Annotated in this window: 16 protein-coding genes; 10 read left to right on the forward strand and 6 right to left on the reverse strand. The window is 66.2% G+C overall.

Translation table 11 applies throughout. The annotated features are described in order from the left end of the window. The first annotated feature begins 10 nt into the window (after positions 1 to 10). The 3 genes from ABIB49_RS00285 (at position 11) to ABIB49_RS00295 (ending at position 3592) form a co-directional block, all read left to right on the forward strand. A complete protein-coding gene (locus ABIB49_RS00285) occupies positions 11 to 784 on the forward strand; it encodes an HD domain-containing protein (protein WP_354156547.1) in 774 nt (257 codons plus the stop codon). Continuing rightward, on the forward strand, positions 781 to 2301 hold the full coding sequence (locus ABIB49_RS00290; RefSeq protein ID WP_354156548.1) for an aldehyde dehydrogenase family protein: 1521 nt from the start codon (positions 781 to 783) through the stop codon (positions 2299 to 2301). The genes ABIB49_RS00285 and ABIB49_RS00290 overlap by 4 nt, the downstream gene beginning before the upstream one ends. A gap of 115 nt (positions 2302 to 2416) precedes the next feature. After that, complete coding sequence (locus tag ABIB49_RS00295) at positions 2417 to 3592, forward strand: zinc-dependent alcohol dehydrogenase (protein WP_354156549.1); 1176 nt, start codon at positions 2417 to 2419, stop codon at positions 3590 to 3592. A 97-nt stretch (positions 3593 to 3689) separates the two neighbouring features. Here the strand turns inward: ABIB49_RS00295 and ABIB49_RS00300 are convergent, their stop codons facing one another. Next, a complete protein-coding gene (locus ABIB49_RS00300; RefSeq protein ID WP_226773502.1) occupies positions 3690 to 4235 on the reverse strand; it encodes a hypothetical protein in 546 nt (181 codons plus the stop codon). Further along, positions 4232 to 5548 carry an MFS transporter gene (locus ABIB49_RS00305; protein WP_226773503.1) on the reverse strand — a complete coding sequence of 439 codons (1317 nt, stop codon included), beginning with the start codon at positions 5546 to 5548 and terminating at the stop codon, positions 4232 to 4234. The genes ABIB49_RS00300 and ABIB49_RS00305 overlap by 4 nt, the downstream gene beginning before the upstream one ends. Positions 5549 to 5813: 265 nt before the next feature. Here ABIB49_RS00305 and ABIB49_RS00310 point away from each other — a divergent pair, with 265 nt between their 5' ends. Further along, the gene (locus ABIB49_RS00310; RefSeq protein WP_226773504.1) at positions 5814 to 6344 is read left to right on the forward strand and encodes a LacI family DNA-binding transcriptional regulator; all 531 of its coding nucleotides are present in this window, start codon (positions 5814 to 5816) and stop codon (positions 6342 to 6344) included. 38 nt (positions 6345 to 6382) lie between these two features. Here the strand turns inward: ABIB49_RS00310 and ABIB49_RS00315 are convergent, their stop codons facing one another. Both ABIB49_RS00315 and ABIB49_RS00320 read right to left on the reverse strand, forming a co-directional pair. Next, positions 6383 to 7390, reverse strand: a complete 1008-nt coding sequence (locus ABIB49_RS00315; RefSeq protein ID WP_226773505.1) for a bile acid:sodium symporter family protein — start codon at positions 7388 to 7390, stop codon at positions 6383 to 6385. A gap of 102 nt (positions 7391 to 7492) precedes the next feature. Continuing rightward, complete coding sequence (locus ABIB49_RS00320; protein ID WP_226773506.1) at positions 7493 to 7864, reverse strand: MerR family transcriptional regulator; 372 nt, start codon at positions 7862 to 7864, stop codon at positions 7493 to 7495. Positions 7865 to 8038: 174 nt separating this feature from the next. On the opposite strand from ABIB49_RS00320, the gene ABIB49_RS00325 reads away from it, so the two are divergent. Further along, on the forward strand, positions 8039 to 9562 hold the full coding sequence (locus ABIB49_RS00325; protein ID WP_226773507.1) for a SulP family inorganic anion transporter: 1524 nt from the start codon (positions 8039 to 8041) through the stop codon (positions 9560 to 9562). A 17-nt stretch (positions 9563 to 9579) separates the two neighbouring features. On the opposite strand, the gene ABIB49_RS00330 is transcribed toward ABIB49_RS00325, so the two are convergent. Further along, positions 9580 to 9873, reverse strand: a complete 294-nt coding sequence (locus tag ABIB49_RS00330; protein ID WP_226773508.1) for a DUF4287 domain-containing protein — start codon at positions 9871 to 9873, stop codon at positions 9580 to 9582. Between the two features lie 202 nt (positions 9874 to 10075). Between ABIB49_RS00330 and ABIB49_RS00335 the strand changes: the two genes are divergently transcribed. Beyond that, a complete protein-coding gene (locus tag ABIB49_RS00335) occupies positions 10076 to 10816 on the forward strand; it encodes a Type 1 glutamine amidotransferase-like domain-containing protein (protein ID WP_226773509.1) in 741 nt (246 codons plus the stop codon). 6 nt (positions 10817 to 10822) lie between these two features. On the opposite strand, the gene ABIB49_RS00340 is transcribed toward ABIB49_RS00335, so the two are convergent. Continuing rightward, the gene (locus tag ABIB49_RS00340) at positions 10823 to 11929 is read right to left on the reverse strand and encodes a GTP pyrophosphokinase (RefSeq protein WP_226773510.1); all 1107 of its coding nucleotides are present in this window, start codon (positions 11927 to 11929) and stop codon (positions 10823 to 10825) included. 254 nt (positions 11930 to 12183) lie between these two features. On the opposite strand from ABIB49_RS00340, the gene ABIB49_RS00345 reads away from it, so the two are divergent. From ABIB49_RS00345 to nhaA, 4 genes are all read left to right on the forward strand, one after another. After that, positions 12184 to 12978, forward strand: coding sequence for an alpha/beta hydrolase (locus ABIB49_RS00345; RefSeq protein WP_354156643.1), 795 nt, complete (start codon positions 12184 to 12186; stop codon positions 12976 to 12978). Positions 12979 to 13020: 42 nt separating this feature from the next. Beyond that, positions 13021 to 14412 (forward strand): TrkH family potassium uptake protein, encoded by a 1392-nt coding sequence (locus tag ABIB49_RS00350; protein WP_226773511.1) that lies wholly within the window; start codon positions 13021 to 13023, stop codon positions 14410 to 14412. Further along, complete coding sequence (locus ABIB49_RS00355; RefSeq protein ID WP_226773512.1) at positions 14405 to 15100, forward strand: potassium channel family protein; 696 nt, start codon at positions 14405 to 14407, stop codon at positions 15098 to 15100. The genes ABIB49_RS00350 and ABIB49_RS00355 overlap by 8 nt, the downstream gene beginning before the upstream one ends. A gap of 77 nt (positions 15101 to 15177) precedes the next feature. Next, the gene (gene nhaA / locus ABIB49_RS00360; RefSeq protein WP_226773513.1) at positions 15178 to 16527 is read left to right on the forward strand and encodes a Na+/H+ antiporter NhaA; all 1350 of its coding nucleotides are present in this window, start codon (positions 15178 to 15180) and stop codon (positions 16525 to 16527) included. Positions 16528 to 16566: the final 39 nt, after the last annotated feature.

A 16566-nucleotide genomic window follows, 5' to 3' on the forward strand; every position in this document is an offset into this window, starting at 1 on the left:
AAGGAGAATCATGACTGCCCCCCACACCTCGGCTGCCGCCACCGGCGCCGCGAACCCGGTTTCCGAAAATCCGGCTGGAACCAGTCCCGCGGCTGTTGATTCCGCGGCTGCGGAGTTCGCAGCCGCCTACCCGGTCCGGCCGGTCCCGGCGCCGGGACCGGTAGACACCGCCCCGATCGCCACCACCCCGGCAGCGCTCGGGGATCTCGACGGGCTCTGGCGCACCGTAGTGCACGAGACGCGTACCCGCGGTAATGACATCCACCTGCCGATCTCCCTCGCCTTCGCCGAAAGGCTCTGCCGGGCCTACCCCAACGCTGACGCTGAACTGGTCCGGGTGGCCACCCTGCTGCACGATACCGGCTGGGCCCACGTGGATGAGTCCCGCATCATCTCAGAGGGTTTCGCGGGGGATTGGCGCAACGCCGCCATCCGCTACGAACACGAGAAGCAGGGCTGCGACGTCGCCCGGCGGGTGCTCCCGGGCCTGGGCTATAACACCGAGTTCATTGACCGCGTTTGCGAGATCATCGACGGCCACGACACCCGCCCGGTAGCCAAGTCGCTTGAGGACGCGTTGATGCGCGACGCAGACCGGCTGTGGCGCTTCGACCAGGCCGGGGTTGCCTTGGCCTCGTCCTGGTTCAAGCTGGACCCCGCCACCTACACCGACCGTCTGGCCGCGGAAATAGTGCCCGAACTCATCACCCAGGCCGCCCACGACATGGCCAGCGCCGACCTTGGCCGCTCCAATGCCCTGCTGAAGACGGCAGTCATCCGATGACTGCCGCCACACACAACAGCTCTGCCCTGGCCGCCCGCGCCGCCCTTCAGCTGCCGTACACGCACGTTGACAACATCTTCGTCGACGGCGCCTGGACGCCCGCGGGCGGCACCGGCCGCAACCCGGTCACCGACCCCGCCACCGGCGAAGTCTGGGGCTCCGTCCCGGACGGAACCGCCGCAGACGTCGACTCCGCCGTCGAGTCCGCACGCACGGCCTTCGATGGCGGGGAGTGGCCGCGGCTGGCACCCTCGGACCGCGCTGCGTACCTGCTGCGCATTGCCGAAGAGGTAGAGAAGCGCGCCGGGGAATTGTCGCTGACCAACACCCGCGAGAACGGTTCTCCGGTCTCGGAGTCCGCCGGGGCGGCGGCCAACGCCGCGGGCATCTTTCGCTACTTCGCAGGCCTGGCCGGCTACCTTGAGCGGGAGGACGTGCGGGCTTTCCCCCTGGGCGGCGGCGAATCCGTAGTCCGGCGCGAACCGATCGGCGTCTGCGCCTTGATCGCGCCCTGGAACTTCCCGATCAACCTTGTGGTGATCAAGCTCGCCCCGGCGCTGCTGGCCGGCTGCACCGTGGTGATCAAGCCGGCGTCGCCCACCCCGCTGTCGCTCCGGGTGATCATCGATGCGATCGCAGCGGCTGGTGTTCCTGCCGGCGTCGTTAACCTCGTCACCGGCTCCGGACGGTTGGGCGATGCGCTGGTGAAGCACCCGGGAGTGGACAAGGTGGCCTTCACGGGTTCGACGCCGGTTGGCCGGAAGATCGCGGCGGCCTGCGGCGAGCTGTTGCGTCCCGTGACCCTGGAGCTCGGCGGGAAGTCCAGTGCGATCGTGCTGTCGGACGCCGATCTTGAGGAAATGTCCAAAGTCCTGATCCGCTCCTCCATGCGCAACACGGGGCAGACCTGCTACATCTCGACCCGGATCCTGGCGCCGGCCAGCCGGTACGAGGAGGTGGTGGCCATGGTCACCAGCACCATCGCGGCCGGAAAGCAGGGCGACCCGCTGGATCCGGACACGGTCTTCGGGCCGTGCGCCACGGAATCCCAGTACCGGACCGTGCTGGAATTCGTGGAGTCGGGCCTGGCCGAGGGCGCCCGAGCTACCACCGGCGGTCGCCGCGCGGCACTGGGCGGCGGGCTGGAAGGCGGCTACTTCGTGGAACCCACAGTGTTTGCCGACGTTACGCCGGACATGCGGATCTCCCGGGAGGAGATATTCGGTCCGGTGATTTGCATCCTCAAATACAACGACGCAGGTGGCAGCGTTGATGAGGCGGTTGCGCTGGCGAACAACACGGAATTCGGCCTCGGCGGGCTGGTGTTCGGCCGTGATCAGGAGGCAGCGCTGGCCGTGGCGGATCGGATGGACACCGGCTCGGTGGGCATCAACTTCTTCGCTTCCAACCATGCGGCTCCTTTCGGCGGCCGGCACGATTCCGGGCTGGGCACCGAGTACGGGGTCGAGGGCCTCACCGCCTACTTGAGCTACAAGTCGATCCACCGGAAGGTCTAGGGGCCGCCGCGCACTCCGCCCCGGGCCCGGTCTCACTTTTCAATAACGCGGGGATAAGGAACAATCGAAATGGCAAGTATGCTTATCATTCTCGATTGTGACTGGAGGAGCGGACATGAGGGCGCTTACGTGGCAGGGAAAAAGGTCAGTCAGTGTGGAGACGGTTCCGGATCCGGTGATCCAGGAGCCGACGGACGCCATCGTCAAAGTCACGTCATCGGCGATTTGCGGCTCTGACCTTCACCTGTACGAGGTCCTGGGTCCGTATATGAAGCCTGGCGATATCCTCGGCCACGAACCCATGGGGATCGTTCAGGAGGTCGGCTCCGGCGTCCGGAACCTCAAGCCGGGCGACAGGGTTGTGATCCCTTTCAACATTTCGTGCGGTCATTGCTGGATGTGCAAACGGGGCCTGCAGTCCCAGTGCGAAACCACCCAGGTCCACTCCCACAACAGCGGTGCGAGCCTGTTCGGGTTCTCCGAGCTGTACGGCTCGGTCCCCGGCGGGCAGGCTGAGTTCCTGCGGGTTCCGCACGCGGATTATGGGCCGGTGAAGGTCGGGCATGAGCTTCCCGACGAGCGGTACCTCTACCTTTCCGACATCCTGCCCACGGCCTGGCAGGGGGTCCACTACGCTGACGTTCCCGACGGCGGGACACTGGCCGTCTTTGGTCTTGGCCCGGTGGGGCAATTCGCCAGCCGGATCGGCCGGCACTTGGGCCACCGGGTCATCGCCGTCGAGCCGGTTCCGGAACGCCGCCGGATGGCCGAGCGGCACGGCGTGGAGACCGTTGATTTTACGAAAGACATTGGGGACCAGCTCCGCGACATGACCGATGGCAGGGGTCCCGACGCGATCGTCGACGCCGTCGGGATGGAAGCGCATGGTTCGCCGGTGGGCGCCTTTGCGCAGAACGCCGTGGGGCTCCTGCCCGATGCGCTGGCCAGGAAGGTGATGGAGACTGCCGGTATCGACCGGATGTCGGTCCTCCATGCAGCTTTGGATTCCGTGCGCAGGGGAGGGACCGTCTCGCTCAGTGGAGTATACGGCGGCACCGCAAGCCCCATGCCATTGATGAGCATGTTCGACAAGCAGATCCAACTCCGGATGGGCCAGTGCAACGTCCGGCGCTGGACGGACGAGCTGCTTCCGTTTGTTGAGGATCCGGCAGACCCGTTCGGCGTTATGGACCTCAAAACCCACGAAGTCGCCCTCGACGACGCCGCTGGGGCCTACGAAATCTTCCAGAAAAAGGAAGACGGCTGCATCAAGGTTGTGCTGAAGCCCTAGCGGTGAGTTGCCAGTCATCGCTCCTTGCCAAATGCCAATGGGACGGCTGGGCGTACATCCGCCTCTGGCCTGCGCTCCGCCGCCGAGGCTTGCAGGCTCAGTCCTGCGGTTGCGGCTTGGTGGGGAACAGCGGGCGGCAGTCGGTGCAGACGTCGACGTCGGATTCCGGCGATCCGCTGCGGCCCAGCGTGACTTTGCGCTCCAGCTCCAGTCGGCCGTGCAGGGCCCATGCCATCACAGCCAGGGACAGTAGGCCCGCGGCGACCTGGACCGACGGCACTGCCTCCCTAGCCGAGCTCGCCCACACCGCGCCGAAGAGGCCCAGGACGGGCCAGCGTAGATCGCACAGGGTGGCCGCCGCGCCGATCGGGGTGTTGACATAGCTGCCTGCCAGGAAGCCGGCCAGGATCGACGCCGCGCCCACCAGGGCGTAGCCCGTCCAGCCGGTGCCGGCGCCGGCAATCATGCCGTTGGCGCCTAGCAGGAAGAGCGCGGCGATGCCGGCGGCGACGATGGTTGAGACCACGCGTGCCCGGGACCAGTTGCCGAGCACCTGCGCGAGTTGCCGCGCACGGCCGCGGCTTTCGGGTATGTCAGGGGTGCCCGTGCCGACGTTCCCTGTGGGGCCGCTGTCGCTTGTCATGGCTGCTCCTGGATTTTGCCGGGACGTCGTGGCTGCCGGGCGGTCCAGATGATCACGGTGGCCACCATGGTGATGGAGAGGAACCCGAGCCCGGAATACCCGACTGCGGCAAGTACCGGACCGGCCAGCGCGCCGCCGGTCGCTCCGGCTGCGTTCATGCTCAAGTCGGAAACGCCCTGGATCGCGGGCCGGTCCTGCACATGGGCTGACTCGGCCACCAAAGCAGACCCGGCAACCAGGGAGGCAGACCAACCCAGCCCCAGCAGGATTAAGCTCGCTGTCACGGCAGCGCTGGAATCCGGCGCAACTCCGGCCAGCACCAGCGACACCAGCAGCATGCCCTGGCCCAGCAGGATGGTCGGCAGTCGCCCGACTTTGTCCGACAGCCAGCCGAAAACAGGTGACAGGGCGTACATGCCGGCGATGTGCAGGCTGATCGTCAGGCCGACCACCGTCAGGCTTGCCCCGTGGTCGCGCAGGTGCACGGGCGTCATTGACATAAGCGCCACCATAGTGGCGTGGCTGAGGGCGACGGCGGCCACTGCGTACCGGGCCCGGGGGCTGCTGCGCAGAATCCGCAGACCGCTTTTGGGCTGGGGTGCCTCGAGATCGGGCACTCGGGCGGCCATCGCGGTGAGGAGCGGGTCCGGCCGCAGGCCTGTCGCATAGACGCCGGCGGCCAACAGTTGCGCGGCCACGGAGAAGGCGAAAGCGCCCGTCAACGGGGGCAGGCCAAGGGCTCCTCCGACGGTCTCACCGGGGCCGAACAGATTCGGGCCCAGGACGGCGCCGATCGTGGTGGACCACACCACAATCGAGAGGTCCCGGCCCCGGGAGCCGGGGCGGGACAGGTCGGTCGCGGCGAAACGAGCCTGCAGATTCACTGCGGAGCCCGAGCCGAGGAGCATGAGGCCCAGCAGCAGCAACGCGAAGACGCCCAGCGCGGCGGAGGTGATTGCCGTGACGGCGCCGGCGCCGGCAACCAGGGCGCCGGTGGACAGCGAGATCCGCCGGCCGCGGGCCTGGGCCAGCCGGGCGAGGGGGACGGCGGCGAAGGCGGCGCCGAGGGTACTCATTGTGGCGGCCATGCCGGACCACGCGTTGGACCCGGAGAGCTGCGCTGCCAGCAGGGAACCGAGGGACAGTGTTGCTCCCATGCCGATGCCGCCGAGGATCTGGCCGCCGGCGAGGATGAAGACCACGCGGCGCTGGAGGCGCTTATTATCCAGGCCGGGTTGGGTCGTGGGGGCGCTTCGCGCCGGGCGGTTGGCCTGGACTGGCTTCAAGCCTTCCGGCAGTTCCTTCGTGTGCATGGCGATCCTTCAGGCTCCCGGACGTGGCCCCTGCAGCCGGGGACTTCTTCAATATACCCTATGGGGTATTTTGTGCCACGCCCGCTACGAAGACCTTTTGGCCCGGCCGTAGACCCGGAAACCGACGGCCCACCGGCGGTCACCAAGGATCTGCCTCGGCTTCCCGCTAGAGTTCAACGAGAACCAGCCACACCGCCACCTTTCCGTGACGGAGAACTACCGGGAGTCATCTTTGCGGCAAGGATCCAAGCCCACCATCCGAGACGTGGCGGCGGCCGCAGGAGTTTCCCCTACCACCGTCTCCTACGTGCTGACCGGCCGCACCGGCAGCAGCACCCGGATCAGCCAGCCCACCCGGGACCGCGTCCGTGCCGCAGTCCGAGACCTGGGCTACGTGCCCAACCGGGCAGCCCGAGGGATGCGGCGCGGACGCACCGACGTGGTGGCCGTCGCCATCACCGACCTCGAGGATTCCTGGGACCGTGGGCTCGCCGCGGCGGCCGTTCGGCTCCTGCCCGGGCACGGCTACCAGCCGGTGATCCTCGTGGGCGAGAGCTGGCGGCAGTTTATGCTCTCCGGTGGCGCCGACGGCGTTATCCTCGGCTCCAAGCCGGCGAACCGCAGCATCGGCGACGTTGCGACGATGAAGGAGCTCACTGCCCGCGGTGTCGCCCAACTGGTCTTCTCCGACTCGGCGCAGGCGGATGGTGTCGACGCTCTGGCGCCGGGGGCACCGGCGGCGGGTGGCCCCGCCGAGCGCGCTGTCACGACCCTGCTTGCGCGGCTGCCGGAATAGTTTCCCGCACGGGCCGCGCCGGACGGGGAGCGGCGGCGTTAGGCGTCCCGCAGCGGTCGGCGTGCCAGCCAGGCCGCGACGATGGCGCCGGAGACGTTGTGCCAGACCGAGAAGACGGCTGACGGCAGGGCGGTCAGCGGGCTGAAGTGCGCCGTGGCCAGGGTGGCGGCCAGGCCGGAGTTCTGCATACCGACTTCGAAGGCCAGCGCACGGCGGGCCTTGTCATCCAGACGCCCCAGCTTGCCGGCCAGGTACCCCAGGCCCAGGCCGAAGCCGTTGTGCAGCACCACGGCCAGGAACACAATTCCGCCGGCGGCGACGATCTTGCCGGCGCTGCCGGCGACCACAATCGCCACGATCAGTGAAATCACGACGGCGGAGGCCCAGGGAAGGGCCGGGAGCACCCGGGCCACGAGCTTCTTGAGGAAAAAGCGGGCCAGCAGGCCGGCGATCACCGGCAGGAGGACGGTCTTGACGATGTCCAGAACCATGCCGCCGGCGTCGATCTGCAGGTAGGAACCGGCCAGGAACAGCACCAGCAGCGGCGTCACGATCGGGGCGATCAGGGTGGACACGGAGGCGACGGCGACCGAGAGGGCTACGTCGCCCTTGGCCAGGAATGCCATGACGTTGGACGCCGTGCCCGAGGGTGCGCAGCCGACGAGGATCAGACCCACAGCCAGTTCCGGCGACAGATTCAGGGCGACGGCGATCAGCCAGCCCGCGCCGGGCATGATGAGGTAGTGCGCCACGATCCCGAGGACCACGGCCCAGGGGCGTTTGGCGACCGACGCGAAGTCGGGCGGGGTCAGGGTCAGGCCCATGCAGAACATGATGATTCCCAGCAGGTACGGGACGCTGGGGCTCAGGGGTTTGAGGGCGCCCGGGAACAGGTAGCCGGCGACTCCGGCGATGAGGACCAGCAGCGGGAATACGGTCACCGCGATGCGAGCAATCCTGGCCTCAACGGCGAGGGCGGGGTTGATCGGGACCGCGTCAGCGCTGGGCTCCTGGGCGGACTGCGGGTTTTTCGTTGCCTCAAGCATCCAAACATGGTGCCACTGGGGCCGCTCCGGAGCCAGTTCGTGAACGCTGCGCGGGAGAATATGTCGGATTCTAGCTGAGCCGCAGGCGCGGACCCTGGATGGTTAGGCGGTGCGGCTGCCAAGCATGGCGATGAAGTCATCCGCTTGTGCGAGGCTGCGGGCCATCTTGGCGCGCTGATGCGTCGCCCGCCCCAGGATTTCCACGAGCCGGTCAGTGGACCCCGGCGCGTCCGGTCCACCCGCGAGCAGGCCCAGGATCTCGGACATTTCCTCCAGCGAGAACCCCAGCGGCTTCATCTGCTTGATAACAGCAAGCCGTTCGAAATCATCCTCCGAGTACACCCGGAAGCCGCCGTCGGTGCGCGCGCTGGCGGGCAGGAGTCCAACCTCGTCATAATGGCGGATCGTCCGCAGGGACAGCCCGGTGCGTTCGGCCAGTTCACCGATGTGCATGGTGCTGGTCTTAGCGCTCATGAGGGGCTCCATCCTGTTCAAATTTAAACCCTACCATCACGTTAGGGTAGAGTTTGGGTAGTGGGGTTGAGACGTTCCTTGCGAAATCCCCCCTCCCCGCGCGGCGCTGCGCCCCAGACATTAGCAAAGCGAAGCCGCATTCGCGCGTCTTCTTGACCATGAACGGAGCCAGAAATGGCCGTCAAACCAGCCATGAATGCCCCGGCATTCACGCCCGAGCAGTTGCAATCCGTCCGGGGGACCCTAATGTCCCCCCGCCGGCTCAAGACCGAGGTGCTGGCCGGACTCGTTGTCGCGCTGGCCCTGATCCCGGAAGCCATCGCCTTCTCGATCATCGCCGGCGTTGATCCGCGGATCGGCTTGTTCGCCTCCTTCACCATGGCCGTGACCATCGCTTTCGTCGGCGGCCGCCCCGCGATGATCTCCGCGGCCACCGGTGCGATCGCCCTGGTCATCGCCCCGCTGGTGAAATCCCACGGAGTGGACTACTTCGTCGCCGCCGTGATCCTCGCCGGCATCTTCCAGGTCATTCTCGGGCTCTCCGGGGTGGCGAAGCTCATGCGGTTCATCCCCCGCTCGGTTATGGTCGGGTTCGTCAACGCCTTGGCCATCTTGATCTTTATGTCCCAGGTTCCCGAACTCCTCGATGTCCCGTGGCTCGTTTACCCGCTCGTTGCTTTGGGCCTGGTCATTGTCTTCGGCCTGCCGAAGCTGACCAAAGCCGTTCCGGCACCACTGGTCGCCATCGTAGTTCTAACCCTCATCACCGTGTTCGCAGCCGTCGCGGTCCCCACCGTGGGCGACAAGGGGGAATTGCCCAGCTCACTGCCGACACTGTTCATTCCCAACGTGCCGTTGAGCCTCGAGACCCTGCAGGTTATCTTCCCCTTCGCCCTCGCCATGGCCTTCGTCGGACTCCTCGAATCCCTGATGACCGCGAAGCTGGTCGACGACGTCACAGACACCCGCTCCCATAAGACCCGCGAAGCCTGGGGCCAGGGGGTGGCCAACATCGTCACCGGGTTCTTCGGCGGCATGGGCGGCTGCGCAATGATCGGCCAGACCATGATCAACGTGAAGGCCTCCGGCGCCCGGACAAGGATCTCGACCTTCCTCGCCGGTGTCTTCCTGCTGATCCTTGTTGTGGTCCTGGGCGGCATCGTCTCCATCATCCCGATGGCCGCGCTGGTCGCGGTGATGATCTTCGTTTCCGTCGCCACCTTCGACTGGCACAGCATTCGGCCCCGGACCGTGAAAATGATGCCCAAGAGCGAAACCGCAGTTATGGTCGCTACCGTCATCGTCACCGTCGCAACCCATAATCTGGCGATCGGCGTCGGCGTCGGCGTTCTTGTCGCCATGGTGATGTTCGCCCGCCGGGTTGCCCACTTTGTCACGGTTGAACGGTCCCTCGTGAACATCGACGGCCACGAAACCGCCAAATACGTTGTGGACGGCGAACTGTTCTTCGCGTCCTCCAACGACCTCTACACCCAGTTCGACTACGCCCTGGATCCCGGGCACGTCCTGATCGACATGCACGCCTCCCACCTTTGGGACGCCTCGACGATCGCCGCCCTGGACGCCATCACCGAGAAGTATCACCACCACGGTACGGACGTGAAGATCATCGGCCTCAACGACGCCAGCGCCCTCATGCGCGAACGCCTCGGCGGCAAGCTCGGCGCCGGTCACTAGGCTGGGCCCCTCCGCAGTCAGGGCTTTGGTTTGGTTGCTTTGCCGTCCAGCCAGAGCACGTCCGCCTCATCGCGGTGCACGCCGGAGGACCCGATGTGCCGGGCATCGATCCGCGGCCCGCTCTTGATGACGTGGACCAGGGCCATTCCATGACCCCGCCCGAGCCCGTAGTCCGCTTTGAGCCATTCGAGGATGGTCCCAGCCTGCACTGAAGGATCGGCGAATCCTTTTTCCTCGGCGATCTGCACGAGCCGGCGCGGGGTGAGGCCGGTTTTGTCTTCGATGGTGTCCAGATAGGCCTGGAACGACATGTCGGCGTCCTTTCATCGGGCTGCGGGTTCCTCCGTCACTCTAAGGACAGCCCGCCCGCCGCGCTAGAGCGTTTCATTCCGGACCGGGCGCGCTCCTGCCCAGTTGCCCCTGCCCGGAAAGGGAACGGTATCCGGCCGGTGCGTGCCGCCGGCTTCGGTAGGCTCAACTGCAATGATTGTCCCGTCCAAGGAGCAACCCGCTATGGCGTCCAAAAGTCCGACAATTCTTGCGACCTCCGGCGGCTACAAGCCGGGCGCACGGACCAGGCTGGAATTCAACAAACTCGTGCACTACGCGGTGGATTTGTCCGGTGTCACCGGGCGGGCACCCAGGATCGCCCATCTTGGCACCGCCAGCGGGGACCAGCGGTGGTTCAACTCCGAGATCAGCGAAGCGGGCAACGTCGCCGGATTCCAGCTCACGCACCTGAACCTGTTCAGCATGCCCAACGTCGGCAACATCGAGGAGTACCTGCTCGGCCAGGACGTTGTGTGGGTGAACGGCGGTTCAGTGGTTAACCTCCTGGCCGTCTGGCGCGCCCACGAACTGGACGCAATCTTCCGGCGCGTCTGGCAGGCCGGAGTGGTGTTGGCGGGCGTGTCGGCCGGATCGATCTGCTGGTTCCGCGGCGGGACAACCGACTCGTTTGGTCCTGAACTGCGCGCCGTGAGTAACGGCTTGGCCCTCCTCCCTTTCGACAACGGGGTCCATTATGATTCCGAAGCGGCACGCCGGCCCCTGGTGCACCGGCTGGTGGCGCAGGGAACATTGGGCGAGACCCACTGCACCGACGACGGTGTGGGCCTGCTCTACCGCGGGACCCAGCTGGTGGAGGCAGTGGCGGAAACACCAGGCAAGGCTGCCTACCGCGTGACGCTGGCCGCGTCGGACGGCTCCACGGCCGAAGTAGTCGAGGAACGCCTCGATCCGACCGAGCTCTAGGAGTTCCTACCCCTGCGTCAGCCGATAGCGCTCGATCTGCTTGAGCCGCCGCTGGAGGCTGTCCCGCCGCGGGTGTGGGACGGCGTCGGCCGGTTCGGCGGTGAGGTCGACATGTTTGGTGCCGTACTGCCAGAGCAACAGGTCATCCAAGAGACGGTCTGGGCCGGGGGAGTAGCGGTGGTCCAGGGCCCTGCGGACCTCGGTGATCCGGTTGGCGCTCAGCAGCCCGGCCAGCTGCATGGTCTGGTTCAGGCCGTGGGCGGCCATCAGTTCGGCGGCCCAGCCCCAGTCGTCGTCGACCTTCCGGTCCACGTGCGGCAGCAGTGTACGCCAGACATCGCGGATCCGGTTAGGGGTGAGCTGGGCGGCTCCTTCGCCGTCGATGTCCCAGTAGCTGCGGACTTCCTCGTAGCGTTCGTGCAGGTCAGCGAACGCTCCCTCCACCGTTTCCAGCATCGCGGCCGTGGCGGTGAACTGGCGGTCGAAGTGCGGCGTCCACGCGCGCGGATCCTCGGCCTTGAACCGGATGTCGTGCTCGATCTCGCTCCAGGCGTGCGCGAACACGGTGCGGATCTGGCATTCGAAGAAGTAGCTGCCATTGGGCTGGGCTTCCGGGTTAAAGGCTTCCTGATACTCCTTGACGGCCTCGTTGTGGATCGTCCGCAGGATCAGGTGCCGGCTGGAATAGCCGTACGTCCCCGACTCGATCGAGCCGATGTCCTTCTCGCGGTCGCCGCGGCAGTCAAAGAGCTGACGCTGGCGCTTGATCAGGTTGGCCACGACGGCGTTTTCCGCGGGCAGCTTGGTGATCACCCGGATGCCCACCATGTCGTTCAGGGTCCGGAACGGGTCCGGGAACTTCAGCACCGGCGGACCGCCCGGCTCCAGCGGTTCCTCGGTCCGTGAAATCTTCTCCCGGAAGGATTCAACAGTCTTGGTCCGGCCGGTGACGAACAGCGGTGTCACCTCGGTGCCCTTGAGCATGGCCCGAAGTGTCAGCAGGACCTCGCGGGTGACCAGCTTCAGGGCAGGTCGCACCCGCTCGTAGAGTTCTACGTTTTCCTGCACGGATTCGCGCAGGTTCGGGTCCAGTCGATCCCAGTTGCTCGCCATGGTCCCAGCTTACGGCCGGGGTACGACGGCGGAGGGCTGACACCCCCGGGGTCGGCGGCGCGACCTGAAACTGCGGCTCGGCGGGAGTGCGGCCCTGCCACCGGCGCGGAGTCGCCTTGCGCCGTGCCGCGCGGCGGTCAGGGTAGGCTCGGCAGATGGCTGATGTGCGGCGTCGGGCTTTGATCGCGGCCGCAGCGACGGTGACTTTGGGGGCAGTCTTCGCCGACTGCTCGCCAGGCCCCAAGGAGGACAGTGTGAAGCGGCATAGGTACAGCTACGGCGATGACCCAAGCCAGTGGGGGGAGCTCTTCCTGCCGGAGACTGCCGCCGCCAAGGGTGTGGTGGTGGTCATCCACGGCGGCTACTGGCGCTCGCAGTACGGCGCGGAACTCGGTGAACCCCTGGCCAAGGACCTAGCGGCGCACGGCATGGCTGCGTGGAACCTGGAATACCGACGAGCCGGCAACGGCGGCGGCTGGCCACACACCTTCTCCGACGTACTCGCTGGAATCGACAAGCTCGGCGACATTGCCGGCGACCACCGACTCGAGTTGGGCAAGGTCGTGGCGCTGGGACACTCGGCCGGCGGTCATCTCGCGGTGTGGGCCGCCGGACGGTCCCGCCTCGCCCGGCTTGGGGCCCCGGACGCGGACCGCCAACTGCTGCGCAGGGGCGACGACGGGGCGGTGCAGCTGACCGGTGTCGTCAGCCAATCGGGTGTGCTCAATCTCGCTGAGGCCGAGCGGTTGAACCTCAGTAACGGCGCCGTCAGCAACCTGTTGGGTGGTTCATCGGAGAAATACCCAAAGCGGCATAAATACGCTGATCCAATCAGCGCGGTCCCACTGACAGTACCCGTCTATGCCGTTCACGGCATGGACGACGACACCGTTCCCGTGAGCCAGTCCGACTCGTACGCTGCGGCGGCAAAGTCGGCCGCCGCCCCGGTTCAGCTGGTGAAAGTCCCGGGCGATCATTTCGCCCTGATAGACCCCAAGGCGGGCGCGTACCGGAAGTGCCGCGAACTGGCCCAGTTGCTGCTGGGCTGAGCCCTTCGGTGGCATGCGCCACCCGGTGATAGCGTGAGCCCTATGCACGTTGAAGCTCCCGCGGTCCTGCGCGCCCTGGCAGGGGGCTTCCCGAAGTTTATCCGTGCGTTCGCGCCCCGCCACCCGGCCCAGGTGATCGTGCTCGGCTTTGCCGCGGCCGTCGCCGCCGGTACCGGGCTGCTCCTGCTTCCCGTGGCCAAGGCAGGCGATGGCGGGGCGAGCGTGCTGGAAGCCTTGTTCACTGCGACCTCCGCCGTCTGTGTCACCGGCCTGATCACCGTGGACACGCCAGTTTTCTGGAGTGGATTCGGCCAGGTGGTCATCCTGGTCCTGATCCAGATCGGCGGCTTCGGGGTGATGTCCTTCGGCACGCTGCTCGGGGTCCTGACAGCCCGCCGGCTGGGCCTGCGGTCCCGGATTTCCGCAGCCGCTGAGACCAAGAGCAGCGGCTTCGGCGACGTGCGCCAAGTACTCGTCGGGGTCCTGGCCATCAGCCTGGCGGTGGAGGCGGTCCTGGCGCTGGTGCTGGCGATCCGCTTTATGGCCGGGTACGGCTATCCGCTTGGCGAAGCGCTTTGGCACGGAGTGTTCCACTCCATCTCCTCCTTCAACAACGCCGGATTTGCCCTGTATTCAGATAACCTCATGGGGTTTGTCGGCGATCCCTGGATCTGTCTGCCGATCGCTGCCGCAGTGATCATTGGTGGACTTGGCTTCCCGGTACTTTTTGAGCTCGGGCGCCAATACCGGCGGCCGATCCACTGGAGCATGAACACCAAACTCGTTCTCGTTGGCTCGGCCATCCTCCTGGTCGGCGGCGCCGCGTTCCTGACCGCCGTCGAATGGGCCAACCCGGCAACGCTGGGCGGGCTGCATCCGGCCGAGAAGGTGCTCGCAGGCTTTTTCCAGTCCGTCATTACCCGGACCGCCGGGTTCAACAGCATTGACATCGGGCAGATGAATCCAGTGTCCTGGCTGGGCATGGACATCCTGATGTTCATCGGCGGCGGCCCGGCCGGAACTGCGGGCGGCCTGAAAATCACCACGTTCGCTGTCCTATTCTTTATTCTCAGTACCGAACTCCAGGGCGGGACCGCCGTAAACATCTTCGGCAAACGCCTGTCCCGCGCAGTACACCGCCAAGCCATTACCGTCGTGCTGCTGGCAATCGCGCTAGTCACGGGCGCGACGATGTTTCTGATGCTGGTCACCGACTTCGGGCAGGAACGGATCCTGTTCGAGGTCATTTCGGCGTTCGCCACTGTAGGGCTCTCCACCGGCATCACAGCCGCTATTCCGCCGGTGGGTCAGCTCGTGCTGATCGTGCTGATGTTCGTCGGGAGGCTGGGCCCGGTGACGCTTGGCGCCGCCCTGGCCCTGCGCGAACGCCCCGTGCTCTACGAATTCCCCAAGGAAAGGCCACTCATTGGCTAGGAACATCTTCTCCTCCCATGCCGCTGCAGCCGTTGACAAGGCGTCGTCGGTGGTGGTTATTGGACTGGGCCGCTTCGGCGGCTCGCTGGCCCTGGAACTTGAGGCGCAGGGAACCGAAGTTCTCGGCATCGACTCCAGCGAAGAAATCGTCCAGTCCTTCAACGGCCGCCTGACCCATGTGGTCCGGGCGGACTCCACCAAGGAAGAGGTGCTTCGCCAGCTCTCGGTCCACGAATTCGACCGGGCGGTGGTCGGGATCGGCTCGGATATCGAAGCCAGCATCCTGACAACTTCCCGGATCCTCAAATTCCGCCGGCCCCAGATCTGGGCCAAGGCCATCAGCGAACCGCACGCCGAAATTCTTGGCCAGCTCGGCGTCGAACACGTCATCCGGCCCGAACATGACATGGGCAAGCGCGTCGCGCACCTGGTCCTCGGCTCGATTCTTGACTATGTCGAATTTGAGGACGACTTTGTTATGGTCCGGACCAGCCCGCCGTCGGGCATCCGAGACCGGCCGCTGGGTGTGCTCGGCCTCAGGGACAAGTACGGAGTCACGATCGTGGCGGTCAAACGGCCGGGCGGCAAATGGGGCCACACCACGGCGCAAACGGTGCTCTACGACGACGACCAGATCATTGTCCAGGGCAGCAAAGCCCAGGCCGAACGCTTCAGCACGATGTCCTGACCCCCTAGACTGGACTACAGGTGCGCCGGGAAGTCTGGTCGGCATAGTTCTGTCGACCCAACTTTTAGGACTCCCGCATGAGCCCCACACCATCCTCTCCCCGCCCTCGCCTGACGATCTTCGGCCGCGGCAGCTACGCCGAGTCCCTCCGGATCGGCGAGATCCTCCGGAAGGAAACAGTCGGCGGCGCCTTGCTGGTTGCCGCCGCCGTGATCGCGCTGATTTGGGCCAACTCCCCGGTGTCCGAGAGCTATTTTGCGCTACGGGACTTCAAGTTCGGCTACGAACCCTGGCACCTGGAGTTGAGCGTCGGGGCGTGGGCGGCCGACGGGCTGCTGGCGATCTTCTTTTTCCTGGTCGGTCTCGAACTCAAGCGTGAGTTCATCGCCGGGGACCTGCGGCAGCTGGACAAATCGATCGTTCCGGTGGCTGCGGCCGTCGGCGGCGTCGCCATCCCGGCGGTGATCTACGCCGTCGTAAACCTCGCGAGCCCGGAAACCCTGCGCGGCTGGGCAATCCCCACGGCCACCGACATCGCTTTTGCCGTTGCCGTGCTTGCCATCATCGGCTCGCATCTGCCCAGTGCACTGCGGATCTTTCTGCTGACCCTTGCCGTGGTGGACGACCTGATCGCCATCACCATCATCGCCGTCTTCTACACCAGCGATCTTATGCCGCTGCCGCTGCTGCTGGCGCTGATTCCACTGGCTCTTTATACCTTCCTGGCGCATAAATACCGGCGGTTCTTCGGGACCAAGCCCGCAGCCGCGTGGCTGATCCTCCTGCCGCTGGGCGCGGTAACTTGGGCGCTCGTCCATGCCTCCGGCATCCACGCGACCGTAGCCGGTGTCCTGCTTGGAGTCGCCATTCCGGTCATGCGCTCCCAAGCCAGCGGCGGCCCGCAGGCCGGACCGGGCCTGGCGGAGATCTTCGAACACCGGTTCCGGCCGATCTCGGCCGGCATCGCGGTCCCGATCTTCGCGTTCTTCTCCGCAGGCGTTGCCGTGGGTGGCTGGGACGGCCTGCTCTCGGCGCTGACCGACCCTGTGGCCGTCGGGATCATCACGGCGCTGGTTCTCGGCAAGCCGATCGGCATCATGGGCACAACCTGGCTGCTCACGAAGGTCACCAAGGCGCGGCTGGACAACAGCTTTAAGTGGGTTGACGTCTTTGGCGTATCCCTGCTGGCCGGAATCGGCTTCACGGTATCGCTTCTGGTGGCCGAGCTGAGCTTCGGTCAGGGCAGCATTCACGATGACCATGCCAAGGTGGGGATCCTCGCGGCTTCCCTCCTGGCGGCCCTGCTGGCAACGGCGGTGCTCAAGACCCGGAACCGGCAATACCGGCAGGCCGAAGAGGCCGAGAAGGTCGACTCCGACCACGATGGCATTCCGGATGTTTACCAGCAGGACGGCCCCGCACGGTAGCCGCGGGGTACGGCAGCGCGCCGGCCCGCGTTCTCTGGC

This window comes from Arthrobacter sp. UYCu512 (genome assembly GCF_040547075.1).
Lineage (GTDB): Bacteria > Actinomycetota > Actinomycetes > Actinomycetales > Micrococcaceae > Arthrobacter.

Coding starts and splice junctions, on each gene's coding strand:
- ABIB49_RS00285 (WP_354156547.1), top strand. CDS start 11: ATGACTGCCCCCCACACCTCGGCTGCCGCCACCGGCGCCGCGAACCCG.
- ABIB49_RS00290 (WP_354156548.1), top strand. CDS start 781: ATGACTGCCGCCACACACAACAGCTCTGCCCTGGCCGCCCGCGCCGCC.
- ABIB49_RS00295 (WP_354156549.1), top strand. CDS start 2,417: ATGAGGGCGCTTACGTGGCAGGGAAAAAGGTCAGTCAGTGTGGAGACG.
- ABIB49_RS00300 (WP_226773502.1), bottom strand. CDS start 4,235: ATGACAAGCGACAGCGGCCCCACAGGGAACGTCGGCACGGGCACCCCT.
- ABIB49_RS00305 (WP_226773503.1), bottom strand. CDS start 5,548: ATGCACACGAAGGAACTGCCGGAAGGCTTGAAGCCAGTCCAGGCCAAC.
- ABIB49_RS00315 (WP_226773505.1), bottom strand. CDS start 7,390: ATGCTTGAGGCAACGAAAAACCCGCAGTCCGCCCAGGAGCCCAGCGCT.
- ABIB49_RS00320 (WP_226773506.1), bottom strand. CDS start 7,864: ATGAGCGCTAAGACCAGCACCATGCACATCGGTGAACTGGCCGAACGC.
- ABIB49_RS00325 (WP_226773507.1), top strand. CDS start 8,039: ATGGCCGTCAAACCAGCCATGAATGCCCCGGCATTCACGCCCGAGCAG.
- ABIB49_RS00330 (WP_226773508.1), bottom strand. CDS start 9,873: ATGTCGTTCCAGGCCTATCTGGACACCATCGAAGACAAAACCGGCCTC.
- ABIB49_RS00335 (WP_226773509.1), top strand. CDS start 10,076: ATGGCGTCCAAAAGTCCGACAATTCTTGCGACCTCCGGCGGCTACAAG.
- ABIB49_RS00340 (WP_226773510.1), bottom strand. CDS start 11,929: ATGGCGAGCAACTGGGATCGACTGGACCCGAACCTGCGCGAATCCGTG.
- ABIB49_RS00350 (WP_226773511.1), top strand. CDS start 13,021: ATGCACGTTGAAGCTCCCGCGGTCCTGCGCGCCCTGGCAGGGGGCTTC.
- nhaA (WP_226773513.1), top strand. CDS start 15,178: ATGAGCCCCACACCATCCTCTCCCCGCCCTCGCCTGACGATCTTCGGC.